This is a genomic window from Pontibacter burrus (assembly GCF_010686685.1).
GTDB lineage: Bacteria > Bacteroidota > Bacteroidia > Cytophagales > Hymenobacteraceae > Pontibacter > Pontibacter burrus.
This window is the reverse complement of record NZ_JAAGWD010000005.1, coordinates 422,730-435,153: the sequence shown is the minus strand read 5'-3', so window position 1 is coordinate 435,153 and position 12,424 is coordinate 422,730. Positions and strand designations below refer to the sequence as shown.

The following is a 12,424-nucleotide window of genomic DNA, read 5'->3' as shown; positions in this document are numbered from 1 at the left end:
CCATTTATGCCTTTGGCTCTTTTACAGGTACTTTCCTTTTCATGAGCCTGTGATCCCTTCCTGCCAGTAAAGCCTGAAAGCTTCGCCATTTTTAAATTTGAAAATAATCCCTATGACGGATTAACTACTGGATAAAAGAAAACATACGCTTATCTGCACTATAGCAGTAGTTCTAATACAATCAAATAACAATACAATCAAATAACAGAACCAAAGTCACTTCAAACTACAATATAGTAAAAGTAAAATACATTTCCTGTTATAGTTAAAATCCACCTCAAACTATAGTTCACAAAACCGCACACACCTGTTCGATACTGAACACCCTGAATCCATATAAAACTATAGTTTTAATATGTAAAAATCAGTAAATCAATAATATACATAACTGGCATATAAGTTGGCTAAGTTTTGGTAAAAAGTACAATACTAAAACTATGGACCGCGAATTATCTGCCACTACCAAACAAGCCAACAAACGCCGCCGCATCTGGCAAATAGGCATAGCCCTGGCAGTGCTGGTTTTTGCTATAGTTGGTTTCCGGAGTCTGCTTACGCCAGCGCTGCGCAAAGACAAACTGCGCACGGCTGTGGTGGAGCGTGGCCCGGTAGTGGCTACCATTTCTGCGAGTGGGGTGGTGGTGCCGGAGCACGAGCAGGTAATCACAAGTCCCATACAGGCGCGAATAGAGCAGGTGGTGCTAAAAGCCGGTGAGCAGGTAAAACCCGGCGACCAGATCCTGCTACTCGACAGAGCCTTTACCCAACTGGCCTACGACAAACTGAAAGACGAGCAGCAACTGAACCAGCACAAAAGCGTGCAGCTGCGCCTGAACCTTCGCAAAACTCTGAACCAGCTGGCATCGCAGCTAAGCATAAAGCAAATGCGGGTTAAAAGCCTGCAGGCCCAACTGGAAGACGAAAAATACCTGCTGAAGATTGGTGGCACTACCCAGGAAAGCGTGAAGCAGGCCGAACTAAACCTGAAAATAGCGCAGCAGGAACTACAGGAAATTGAACACGACATGGCCACCGAGCGCGAACTATTAAAAGCCAACGAACAGGAATTGGGCTTTACGTTGGCCATGCAGGGCCGTTCGATAGAAGAGCTGCAACGCAAAATGGAGCAGGCCGAAGTGCGAGCCACCCACAACGGCGTGATCACCTGGGTGAAGAATGAGATTGGCAGCATCGTGAATGCAGGTGATGTAATTGCCCGCCTTGCCGACCTGAGCAGCTATAAAGTAAAAGCCACCATTTCGGATACCTACGCCGGGCAGTTAAAGCCAGGCGCGGGTGCTATAGTTCGCATTAATAACACCGATATGCAGGGCGTGGTGTCGTCGGTGGAGCCTACGGTTACAAATGGCATTGTTACGTTTTATGTAGCCCTTCAGGATAAAGCACACCAGTTGCTTCGCCCTAACCTGCGCGCCGATGTATACGTGGAGCTGGTTTCTAAAACCGATGTGCTGCGGGTTAAGAACGGACCTTACTTTAACAGCACAGCCGCTCAACAGGTGTTTGTGGTGCAGGGCGATGAAGCTATCCGAAAGCCAGCCAAAACCGGCATCAGCAATGTGGATTATGTGGAATTGGAAAGTGGAGTGCAGCCCGGTGACGTGATTGTGATCTCGGATATGGCAGAATACCAGCACGCCGAAAAAGTCAAGCTGAAATAGGATTAAATAGTTGAGAGTTAAAAGTGAAGATTTAAAAGTCGTGTTACCTGATCCCAAATAAAACTATGAAGTACCTTTTTACCTGTTTAGTGTTTGTGATGCTGCTCTGTTGTGGCCAAAGCATAGCTCAGCCTGGTGCGCGTGTGCTGCACCTGCAGGAAGTTATTGACTTGGCGCAGCAGCAGTCGGCAGCAGCAAAGCAAGCCGACGTAAACCAGGAGAGCAGCTACTGGCAGTGGCGCAGCTTCAAATCCGATTACCGCCCGCAACTGAGCTTGAACGGTACCTTACCCGATTTCAGCAGAAGCTACATGCCGGTTATTCAGCCAGACGGCACCACTGATTTCAAGCCCGTAACTATAAACAGCTCGGATGTTGGCTTAACCCTGCGCCAGCTGATCAGCCCCACGGGCGGCAGCATCTTTGTCACTTCCTTGATGCAGCGCTTCGATGATTTTGACCGCGACATTACCCGCTACAATGGCAACCCGGCTATAGTTGGTATCGAGCAACCGCTGTTTGCTTACAACCCGTTTGCGTGGGCCAAAAAAGTAGAGCCCTTGCGTTACCAGGAGTCGCAGCGCCAGTTCGTTGAAGACAAGGAAACAATTGCCGTACAGGCCACCCAGCTATACTTCGATCTGCTGCTGGCTCAGGTTAACCAACGCATCGCTACGCAAAACCTGGCCAACAACGACACGCTTTACCACATTGCCGGAGAGAAATACAAACTGGGCCGCCTGTCTAAAAACGACCTGCTACAGATGCAACTGGCTGTACTAAATGCCCGCCTTGCCCAGGACCAGGCCAGCCTGGACGAACAGAACGCTACCCTTGCCCTGAAAACTTTTGTAGGCCTGAAAGACAATGAGGCCCTTCAACTGATCACACCCGATAGCATACCGGAAACAATCGTTTCATCGGAGCTGGCGTTGGCAGAGGCAAAGAAGAACCGCAAAGAAGCCGTGAGCTTTAAACGCCGTCTGTTGGAAGCTGAAAGCATGGTAGCCAAAGCCAAAGGCGATAATGGATTAAACATGAGTGTTTTTGCCACCTTCGGTTTATCAAACAGTGCCGATAATTTTTCGGATGTATATACCCGTCCGGAAAACCTGCAGCGCGCACGCATCGGTTTTAACATGCCGCTCATGGACTGGGGCCGCCAGCGGTCCAACTATAAAGTGGCCGACCTGAACCGCCAGTTGGTGCAGCATACCGTTGCCCAGGAAGAAGCCACGTTTGAGCAGGCAGTACTCTCGCAGGCAAACCAGTACATCACCCTGAAACGCCGCCTAGAAACCACTGCCGCCGCCGATGCTATTGCCCAGGAACGCTACAACATTACCAAAAGCACTTTCATCGTTGGCCGCATCAGCATTACAGAGCTCAACATTGCTTTAGCAGAAAAAGACCAGGCCCGCCGCGCCTATATCGCCGCACTTAGCCAGTTTTGGTCCGCACACTATAGTTTAAGGCAACTGACTTTATTTGATTTTGAAAAGCAGCAGGCTTTAGTGGTAGAGGTGGAGAGATGAGAAACTATAGCCAGCACCTTTACCTGTCCCTACCGGGCCAGTTGAGTTACAAACTCAACACCATAGTAAGTCACGAGTCTGGAGACTCGCGCCAGCATAGGCTAACATAAGAGTAAAAAGTACAAATACAGAGAACGATTAACGAATAACTACTAACGAATAACGATATTTAAAAACTATGATCACGCTATCAGACATCGAGAAAGTTTACCAGACAAAGACCATCGAAACGGTGGCTTTGCAGCGCGTAAACCTGGCAGTTCCGAAGGGAGAATTTGTTTCCATTATGGGACCATCGGGCTGCGGGAAATCAACGTTGCTCAATATTATGGGCCTGCTGGATGTGCCAACATCAGGTGTGGTAACAATTGATGGGCAACCTATAAAATCATACAAAGACAAAGAGTTGGCACACATCCGCAATGAGAAGATCGGGTTTGTGTTCCAGAGCTACCACCTGGTAAACGACCTGAGCGTGCTGGATAACGTGGAGCTGCCTTTGCTTTACCGCAGCGGTGTGTCTGGCTCGGAGCGTACCAAGCTTGCCAAAGATGCCCTGGAGAAAGTTGGCCTGAGTGCCCGCACCAAGCACTTCCCTAACCAGCTATCGGGTGGGCAACGACAGCGTGTAGCTATTGCCCGCGCCCTGATCGGCAACCCAGCCATCATACTGGCCGATGAGCCAACCGGTAACCTGGACTCGGTAATGGGCGAGGAAGTAATGAACATTTTGCTGGACCTGAACCGCAACGATGGTACAACTATAGTAATGGTGACGCACGACGAAAACATGGCCCACAAAACCGAACGCCTGGTACGTTTCTTCGACGGGCAGCAGGTATCTGATTCTAAAGTTTTCGACCTACAGACTGTTTAAATCATGCTGAAAAATTACTTTAAAATAGCCTGGAAGGTACTCTTGCGGCGCAAGTTTTTTACCTTCATTAGCCTCTTTGGCATCAGCGTAACCTTAATGGTGCTGATGGTGATCACGGCCATGCTGAACCAGGTTTTTGGCACGCATACCCCTGAAAAGAAAATGGACCGCATGTTGTTTGTAACCTGGCTGCACATGACCGGCGATGGCACTGAAATGAACAGCGGACCAAGCTACTCTTTTTTGAACAGGTTTGTAAGGCCACTCAACACTCCTGAACTGATAACCATTTACTCCAGCAATTTCACGACGTTTAACTTTACACAGGGCAGCAAACTTAACATGCAAACCCGCTACACCGACAGTAATTTCTGGCGCGTAATGGATTTTGAGTTTATAGATGGCGGTGGCTTTGGAGACGCTGCAGTGGAAACTGCACAAAAGGTGGCCGTTATCAACGAGGCTACCAGCATAAAGAATTTCGGGACAGTAGATGCCGTGGGCAAAACGCTTACACTCGACGACAGCAACTATAGAGTGGTGGGTGTAGTCAAAAATGTGGCGGCAACACGCACCGAATCTTACTCCGAAGTCTGGGTTCCTTACACCACCACCAAAGCCGATCTGAACGACCCGCATTATGGCGGCAATTTTAGAGCCGTGCTGTTGGCTAAGGATAAGGCTGCCATAGATGATGTAAAGAAAGAGTTTTATGGCGCTATGGCTAAGGTGCCAATGATGCCAGGCGAAGACTTTACGGTGCTAAAGGTATTTGCCGATACTAATACCGAAGGCTTTGCCAGGGAAATCAGCAGGTCGGTGGACAATGAAGTAAATACTGCTCTGTTGTACGGCGTAGTGATAGGCGGCATGTTCTTCTTCATGCTCATTCCTACCCTCAACCTGGTAAACATCAACATCAGCCGCATTATGGAGCGCGCTTCCGAAATTGGCGTACGCAAAGCATTCGGGGCATCCTCTAACACGCTGGTGCTGCAGTTCCTGTTCGAGAATATTTTCCTGACTATAATCGGCGGAACTATAGGCATACTGCTGGCGGTGGGGGCGCTGCACCTGATCAATAACAGTGGTTTTATACCTTATGCACAATTGGGGCTGAATGTGCCTGTGCTTCTGTTCAGCTTACTGATCTGCCTGTTCTTCGGTATACTTTCCGGGGTTTATCCGGCCTATAAAATGTCAAAACTTCATCCGGCATCTGTCCTGAAAGGAGGCTCAAAATGATAAAGCATCTGTTTAAACTTGTATGGAACCGAAGACGCGCCAACTTCCTGATGATCATGGCGATTTTCTTTTCCTTTTTAGTACTCTTCGGAACTATAAGCGTGCTGGTTAACAGCTGGCAGAACTATAAAAAGCCACTGGGTTTTGAGCCGGAACGTATCTGGTATGTAAATATTCAGCACTACCAGACCCCTAAGGATGAGGTAAGAGTCATATCAGAGCAGCTTGTAAGAAAATTGCAGACGCTACCAGAAATTGAGCATGTAGCCTTAGCCAGTGGCAACGCTGCTTACTCCGGCTGGTCAAACATGATGGGCCTGACCCGCGGCAACCTGCAGCGTGGTATTAACAATGTAACCATACAGGGTGGCGATTTTAAGAGTACAATGGACCTTAATGTAGTAGAAGGCCGCTGGTTCCAGGACGGAGATGAGTTCTCGAATCAGAACCCGATGGTGATAACGCAGGATATAAAGCAGTTTTTCTTTGGAAATGAGTCGGCAGCCGGCAAAAAACTGAAGAGCGGTGATAAAGAATTTACTGTAATTGGTGTAATAGAGGCGTACCGTACCAATGGCGAGCTTAATTCAGATGCAGGCACTTTTATGAGAGTCAGCTCCCTGGCCGATACCAGCAGATGGGTAGAAAACACGCTGTACCTGCGCATGAAACCGGGCGTTACCTCAGGCATTGAGGAGAAACTGCTGAAGGAAGCAGGCTCCGTAGCCACTGGCTGGAAACTGGATGTAAAGTACATGGACCAGATGCGTGCCTCTTACATGAAAGAAAACCTGACACCTTTGCTCATCTTTGCCATCATCTGTGCATTCCTGATCCTGAACGTTGCGCTGGGCATTTTTGGGGTGCTGTGGTACAACATTAACAAACGCTATTCCGAAATTGGTTTGCGTCGCGCGTTGGGGGCAACGGCTAACCAAATCTACAAGCAGTTTTTAGGAGAGATTCTGGTATTGGCAACGCTAGGATTAGTGCTGGGCAGCTTCTTTGCCATCCAGTTTGTGTTGCTCGATGTGATGGGTATGCAGCCGGAAGTCTATTACTATGCGCTGGGCATTTCTATAGTGATGATCTACCTGCTGGTTATCGTTTGCGCCTTCCAGCCAAGCCGCCAGGCCGCAGCCATTCACCCGGCCCTTGCCCTGCACGAAGAGTAAACTATAGTTACTATTCTCAACAGCTAAAAAAGTTTTATTCTAATTAAAGCCTTTGAATGATAACTGTCATTCTGAAAGAATCTTAGTGGAAGGTAGGTTAAGCTTAAACTATAAGCCAACAAGATCCTTTCAGGATGACAAAAAGTAAAAAAGTCCCCCTTTGAAGGGGGCAGGGGGATGACCAACGGCAACTATAGAACTATAGCTTAAACTATAGAAGTTAATCTTGGTTGGCGCGAGCTTGTAGCTCGTGCTTAGTAATGAAAACAGAAATAACAGTACGAGCTACAAGCTCACACCAGCGAACGTGACAAACAGCAACTGTAAAACGATAGCCTGAACTATAGCAGTAGCAGAAATTCCCCTCCTTGGAGGGGCTAGGGGTGGGTTACAACTATAGCAACTAAAACTGACACCAGAATACCGTATATTTATACTTCTCAATTAACCACGCATGATCCTGATCATAGACGACGATGCAGCGGTGCGGGCTTCGCTGGGCCTGATGCTGAAACAGAACGGCTTTAAAACCAAAGAAGCGGCCAACCCACGGGAAGCGCTTCAGCTGGCGGAGCTGCAGCCGTTCGAGCTCGTGCTCATGGATATGAACTTTTCCATAGAAACCACCGGTCACGATGGGCTGGCGTTGCTCACGCAGTTTAAAATGCATAATCCGAACCTGCCAGTTATACTCATTACTGGCTGGGGTTCTATTGGCCTGGCCGTAGAAGGTATGCGTTTAGGTGCCGCCGATTTTATTACAAAGCCCTGGAGCAATGAGTACCTGTTACAATCTATCCGTACAGCGCTGAGTTTATCGGAACAGAACTATAGTTCCGACGAAGCCCTAACCCGCAAAAAGCTGGATCAGCAGTATGATTTCAAAAACATAGTTGGGCAGGACCCGGACTTACTCAAAGTACTGAAAAAGATAGGTCAGATTGCGGCTACAGATGCATCGGTGCTGATAGAAGGGGAGAGTGGAACAGGTAAAGAACTGATTGCCGAGGCCATACACCAGAACAGCGCACGCCGTAACCAGCCGTTCGTAAAAGTGAACCTAGGTGGTATATCAGCTAGCTTGTTCGAGAGCGAAATGTTTGGCCACAAACGCGGTGCTTTTACCGATGCCAAAGGCGACAGGGTAGGTCGTTTTGAAATGGCAAACAAGGGCACTATTTTCCTGGATGAGATCGGTGAACTGGATCTGAACAGCCAGGTAAAACTGCTACGTGTATTACAGGATAGAACCTATGAAGTGTTGGGCGACAGCCGCTCCCGAAAACTAGACATTCGCGTAGTGTGTGCTACTAACCGCAACTTCGAAGAAATGGTAGCTGAAGGCAAATTCCGCGAAGACCTGTTCTACCGCATCAACCTGATTACTGTAAAGCTGCCTGCCTTGCGCGAGCGTGCCGACGATATTCCGTTGCTGGTGCAGTACTTCCTGAACAACCTGAAAAAAGTATATAACCGCCCTGAGCTAACTATAAGCAAAGGCGCATTGCAATGGCTACGCGAGCAGCCGCTACCGGGCAACATCCGAGAGCTGAAAAACCTGGTAGAGCGCACCGTGCTGGTGTCTGATGATGATGTGCTGGAAGCAGAGGATTTCCAGGGGCAGACCCAGCGCAGTGCTGTCAAACATGGAGATAAAGCCCTGCCAGCTGTAGGGGCCATGACCTTAGACGAAATGGAAGCCAGCATGATTCGCAAGTCGATGGACCATTACCACAACAACATCAGTAAGGTGGCCCGTGCATTGGGGTTGAGCCGCGCCGCGCTTTACCGCCGACTCGATAAGTTTAACATCCCGTATGAGTCTCAGGACTAAGTTTATCCTTTTTGCCACAGTGCTGCATGTGCTGCTGGCAGTTATGGCTTATTTCCTGCTGCAGGAGAATTTGTACCTGTTCCTGGGCATGGAGCTGCTGATACTGGGCTCTATTTATATCACGTCGCAACTATACGTTACCTTTTTTAAGCCACTTAGCCTGATTCGGGCAGGCATTCAATCCATCAAAGACAAAGACTTCTCTACCAAGTTTATGGGGGTGGGGCAGAAGGAGCTGGATGAGTTGATAAACGTGTACAACCGCATGATTGACCAGCTGCGGCACGAACGCGTCGCGCAAGCCGAGAAACATTATTTCCTGGAGAAACTGATACAGGCATCGCCGGCTGGTATTCTGTTACTGGGCTTTGATAACCAGGTGGAGCATGTAAATCCGGCGGCAGAGCAATACCTGCAACAACCTGCCAATAGTTTGCTGGGCAAACACGTAAGCCAACTACCAAAGGTGTGGGCGGAACAACTCACGCAACTACAAACCGGCAGTTCTATCACGTTTCGGGTAAACGGCATACGCACCTACCGCTGCCACCGTGCTCACTTCCTGGATCGTGGCTTTCAGCATTACTTTGTGTTGATAGAAGAGCTGACAGAAGCAATACTACAGAACGAGCGCCAGGCTTACGAAAAGGTTATCCGGATGATGTCGCATGAAGTAAATAACTCGGCGGGAGCGGTAAACTCTATACTGGGTTCGCTGCAGTATTACGCCCCGCAACTTACCGACGACCGCGAAGATTTTGACAATGCCCTGCAGGTAGCCATAGACCGAAACACGAACCTGAGCCGCTTTATGGCCAACTTTGCCAATGTGGTGCGCCTACCTAAACCCAAGAAAACACCTACCGACTTGCACGCTCTGCTCCGTAACCTGGCCCTGCTCATGCAGCCGGAGTTTCAGAACAGAACTATAAGCTGTACCCTTCAATTAGCACCGCAGCCACTTGTGATACTCCTGGACCAACAGCAGATGGAGCAGGTACTGCTAAACGTGCTTAAAAACGCCATGGAAGCAATTGGCGACACCGGCGAAATAACGATAGCCACACAAACCAACCCCGCACAACTAACTATAACTGACACCGGTTCCGGCATACCTGAAAGTGTGAGAAGCTCGCTGTTTACGCCATTCTTCAGTACCAAAGAATACGGGCAGGGGATAGGCTTAACTATGATCCGGGAGATTCTGGTAAACCACGGCTTTCCTTTTTCGCTGGAGAGCGATCAGGAGAAGGGGGTTACTGTGTTTTGGGTTAGGTTTTAAGGTAGAGTTCAATTTATGTATTAGCAGGATTTTTTTAATTAAAGAAAGCATCGCGTTAGCAAGATTTGCTTTTAAACTTGCTTTTCTTCATGCTGAAAGAAATAAGATATCTTAAAATTTCTTGTAAAGTTATTTTCATGGTAGAACACATCTCCTTGATATTGCAGCTTCTTTAGAATAACAAGCCTTAATCCAAATTTTAAACTCTCTAACAAGCTATATGCATTATCGAAAGGAACCATCCTCCCTTCATGAGCAACCTTATCTCTTACATTGTTCTTTAGGAGCTTAAAATTGAGATCTATTTTTGTAGTATCTATTTTGAAGTCCCTGACAAGATTCTCAATGTTATTTATAAAGCTATCCCATTCTAATGATCTTAATATTCTAGAGTTTAAGAAACCATCTTTATCTAATTCAGGATAGTTAGATCGCCACTCTTTCAAGGTTGCTTTGAGCAGCTTCCTTAAATTAAGTATAGATTCAGAAGAAGTGACAACTTTCCGCCCCCATTTACTAGCTGCCATTTCCCACCCTTGTGCCACTTTAAACATCCGTTCATCTAAGTATCCTGATCCTCCTGCAAAATTCAAATATGATGCTATATTTGTAATTAACTTTTTGTCTTCAGCTTCAAGTTTATTCCAAATCGGTAGAGTTGACTCTATGTACTTACCCATCCATTCATAAGGAATCACGTTGTCGAATGAACTACTGTCAATTAATGGTCTTCGATGCACAACATATAAGTCATCATAGTTTCTTTTATTGAAAACAACATCATTTCCTGTTGATATTGATAACAATTTTGTAATAGAATCTGCTATTTCAAAAGAGTCGACAATTACATGATTCTGCTTCTTAAGGCTAAGCTGCACGCCTTCCCTTATGATACCAGTTCGTTTATAAAACTTCTTCTCTTCTGTTACATCTTTCTCTTCAGTTACTGAGATTTCATATCCAGCGTAATTGAAATAGAACTTACATTTATAATAGCCAGTAAGAGTAAATAATGAAGTATTAGCGACATCTGATCTTTCACCAACTGCAAATTCATTTACATATAACTCACTGTTTCCAATTCCAATTGGAAATAAGTTGTTAGATTCAATCCTAGTTCCATCGAATAAATACCCCTCAAACTTCCATTTACATTTCTTCAAAAATCCCTCAATGGGAATTGCATTTATTTCAATAAATGTTTGACGTGGATATATGACGAGTTTAAATTCTCTTTCTATAGTTTGTCCATCAAAGTGAAAATGGCCTTTACCCGCTAATGTCTCTGATACCATAAATTGGGGTTACTAAATTATAGATGGGTTTCGACTATACATATCTGTGCAAAGAATAGAATATGACTACTGTCTGCTAATCCATACCCTGATTAAATATAGCAAATCTAAACAATAGTTTAGGCTGCACTATAAAACAACACCGCCTGCAACTATAAAGCTGCAGGCGGTGCTTGTATATACTCTAAAGATGAGATCTATAGTTACCGCTTCACGAACTCTACACGGCGGTTGTTGGCTTTGGCTTCCGGGGTGCTGTTCTTGTCTATTGGCTTCGTTTCGCCCATTCCTTTGGCTTCCAGGCGGTCGGCTTTAATACCTTGCTCTACCAGGTAGGTTTTCACAGCTTCGGCACGCTGCTGGCTGAGTTTCTGGTTGGCTTTCTCGTCGCCGTCGCTGTCGGTGTGGCCTTCTACGGTAAAGTTAAGGGTAGGCTGTTCGTTCATTAGCTTGGCTATACCTGCCAGCGTTCCCGTAGATTCCGGGCGTATAGTTGCCTGGTTCACATCGAATTTGATGCCGTAGGTTACGATCTTGCCATCGGTCATTACCTGGTCGTATAGCTTCTTGCCACCTTCTGCTATCAGCACATTTTTAACCATAGTATTGGCTTCTATCCGCTTATCTATTTCTATGCGCATGCCGGTTGGCTTACCGGTTACATTGGGTATGTTTACCAGGCGCTGGTTATCCAGGTAAACCTTCATGCTGCGCTTGTTAAAGGCAATCGATACATGGCGCCACTTGTTTTTGATGTCCTGCGCTGCCAGTTCTTCCGACTCCGAACCAAATGATTTAAATCTTGCCTGGTTAGCGCGTATCTCAATGCCATCCCAGAAGTCTCCCTGTATTTCCTGCTTATAGTTGGAGTTGTCGTCCACAAAGTAAATGTAGTAGGCCACGTTCGGGTTATCATCGTCGAAGAACAGGTCCATTTCTACGGTAAAGGTTTCGGGCAGCCACTGTGCCTTTTTCATAAGCGGTTTAATGCTGGTATTAGACCGAACCAGGTTAATCACATTCTCACCCCCAAAACTAGCAACCTCCGCATTTCCATCGTTCAGGTCCCAGCGCGACGGAAACTCGCCTAGCTCTTCGCCAGCCAGGTTATCAGAGAAAATTACCTTATCGCCGGGTACAAAATCGAACTTTGACCAGGCTTTCATTTTACCGGCTTCGGTAGTTGCCGATTCATCACCACCTGCTTCTGCAGCATCCGCTTTACCAGTTTTATTACCGCCAGCTTTCTTTTTGCCATCCACGGCATCGTCAATGCCTTTATCAATCTTCTGATCAATTTTTTGGTTAACCTTATTTTTGATCTTGTTGCCGATGTCGAATTGGGCTTGTGCAGGGGACACTAAAAAAGTGAGGAACAAAATGCTGATGATTGAAGCAAGTAAATTTTTCATAGTTAGCTGTCTGATTAGATAGTTAAACCACAAATATATTGTTTATAATTATGCCAATAAAAAATTGTGTATAGGTAATCCGTGAAC

General features: G+C 46.7%; 9 protein-coding genes. 7 read left to right on the top strand and 2 right to left on the bottom strand.

Annotated features, from left to right (window positions below; all coding sequences use genetic code 11):
* The first annotated feature begins 437 nt into the window (after positions 1 to 437).
* The 7 genes from GXP69_RS13495 to GXP69_RS13465 all read left to right on the top strand — a co-directional run bounded on the left by GXP69_RS13495 (position 438) and on the right by GXP69_RS13465 (position 9,630).
* Entirely contained in the window at positions 438 to 1,682 is a 1,245-nt protein-coding gene (locus GXP69_RS13495) for an efflux RND transporter periplasmic adaptor subunit (protein WP_163915588.1), read from the top strand.
* A 65-nt stretch (positions 1,683 to 1,747) separates the two neighbouring features.
* Positions 1,748 to 3,217 (top strand): TolC family protein, encoded by a 1,470-nt coding sequence (locus GXP69_RS13490; protein WP_204282026.1) that lies wholly within the window; start codon positions 1,748 to 1,750, stop codon positions 3,215 to 3,217.
* A gap of 178 nt (positions 3,218 to 3,395) precedes the next feature.
* The gene (locus tag GXP69_RS13485; protein ID WP_163915587.1) at positions 3,396 to 4,094 is read left to right on the top strand and encodes an ABC transporter ATP-binding protein; all 699 of its coding nucleotides are present in this window, start codon (positions 3,396 to 3,398) and stop codon (positions 4,092 to 4,094) included.
* A gap of 3 nt (positions 4,095 to 4,097) precedes the next feature.
* Positions 4,098 to 5,339, top strand: coding sequence for an ABC transporter permease (locus tag GXP69_RS13480; protein WP_163915586.1), 1,242 nt, complete (start codon positions 4,098 to 4,100; stop codon positions 5,337 to 5,339).
* Positions 5,336 to 6,514 carry an ABC transporter permease gene (locus tag GXP69_RS13475; protein WP_163915585.1) on the top strand — a complete coding sequence of 393 codons (1,179 nt, stop codon included), beginning with the start codon at positions 5,336 to 5,338 and terminating at the stop codon, positions 6,512 to 6,514. The genes GXP69_RS13480 and GXP69_RS13475 overlap by 4 nt, the downstream gene beginning before the upstream one ends.
* Before the next feature lie 454 nt (positions 6,515 to 6,968).
* Complete coding sequence (locus GXP69_RS13470; protein ID WP_163915584.1) at positions 6,969 to 8,348, top strand: sigma-54-dependent transcriptional regulator; 1,380 nt, start codon at positions 6,969 to 6,971, stop codon at positions 8,346 to 8,348.
* Entirely contained in the window at positions 8,332 to 9,630 is a 1,299-nt protein-coding gene (locus GXP69_RS13465) for a sensor histidine kinase (protein ID WP_163915583.1), read from the top strand. Before GXP69_RS13470 ends, GXP69_RS13465 begins: the two co-directional genes overlap by 17 nt.
* 71 nt (positions 9,631 to 9,701) lie before the next feature.
* Here GXP69_RS13465 and GXP69_RS13460 read toward each other — a convergent pair whose 3' ends face one another.
* Both GXP69_RS13460 and GXP69_RS13455 read right to left on the bottom strand, forming a co-directional pair.
* On the bottom strand, positions 9,702 to 10,925 hold the full coding sequence (locus GXP69_RS13460) for a hypothetical protein (RefSeq protein ID WP_163915582.1): 1,224 nt from the start codon (positions 10,923 to 10,925) through the stop codon (positions 9,702 to 9,704).
* Positions 10,926 to 11,128: 203 nt separating this feature from the next.
* Positions 11,129 to 12,337 carry an OmpA family protein gene (locus GXP69_RS13455; protein ID WP_163915581.1) on the bottom strand — a complete coding sequence of 403 codons (1,209 nt, stop codon included), beginning with the start codon at positions 12,335 to 12,337 and terminating at the stop codon, positions 11,129 to 11,131.
* Positions 12,338 to 12,424 lie beyond the last annotated feature (87 nt).

Excerpts from the sequence above, each read along its gene's own strand:
- GXP69_RS13490 (WP_204282026.1), top strand. The coding sequence starts at position 1,748 with ATGAAGTACCTTTTTACCTGTTTAGTGTTTGTGATGCTGCTCTGTTGT.
- GXP69_RS13475 (WP_163915585.1), top strand. The coding sequence starts at position 5,336 with ATGATAAAGCATCTGTTTAAACTTGTATGGAACCGAAGACGCGCCAAC.
- GXP69_RS13465 (WP_163915583.1), top strand. The coding sequence starts at position 8,332 with ATGAGTCTCAGGACTAAGTTTATCCTTTTTGCCACAGTGCTGCATGTG.
- GXP69_RS13485 (WP_163915587.1), top strand. The coding sequence starts at position 3,396 with ATGATCACGCTATCAGACATCGAGAAAGTTTACCAGACAAAGACCATC.
- GXP69_RS13480 (WP_163915586.1), top strand. The coding sequence starts at position 4,098 with ATGCTGAAAAATTACTTTAAAATAGCCTGGAAGGTACTCTTGCGGCGC.
- GXP69_RS13460 (WP_163915582.1), bottom strand. The coding sequence starts at position 10,925 with ATGGTATCAGAGACATTAGCGGGTAAAGGCCATTTTCACTTTGATGGA.
- GXP69_RS13495 (WP_163915588.1), top strand. The coding sequence starts at position 438 with ATGGACCGCGAATTATCTGCCACTACCAAACAAGCCAACAAACGCCGC.
- GXP69_RS13470 (WP_163915584.1), top strand. The coding sequence starts at position 6,969 with ATGATCCTGATCATAGACGACGATGCAGCGGTGCGGGCTTCGCTGGGC.
- GXP69_RS13455 (WP_163915581.1), bottom strand. The coding sequence starts at position 12,337 with ATGAAAAATTTACTTGCTTCAATCATCAGCATTTTGTTCCTCACTTTT.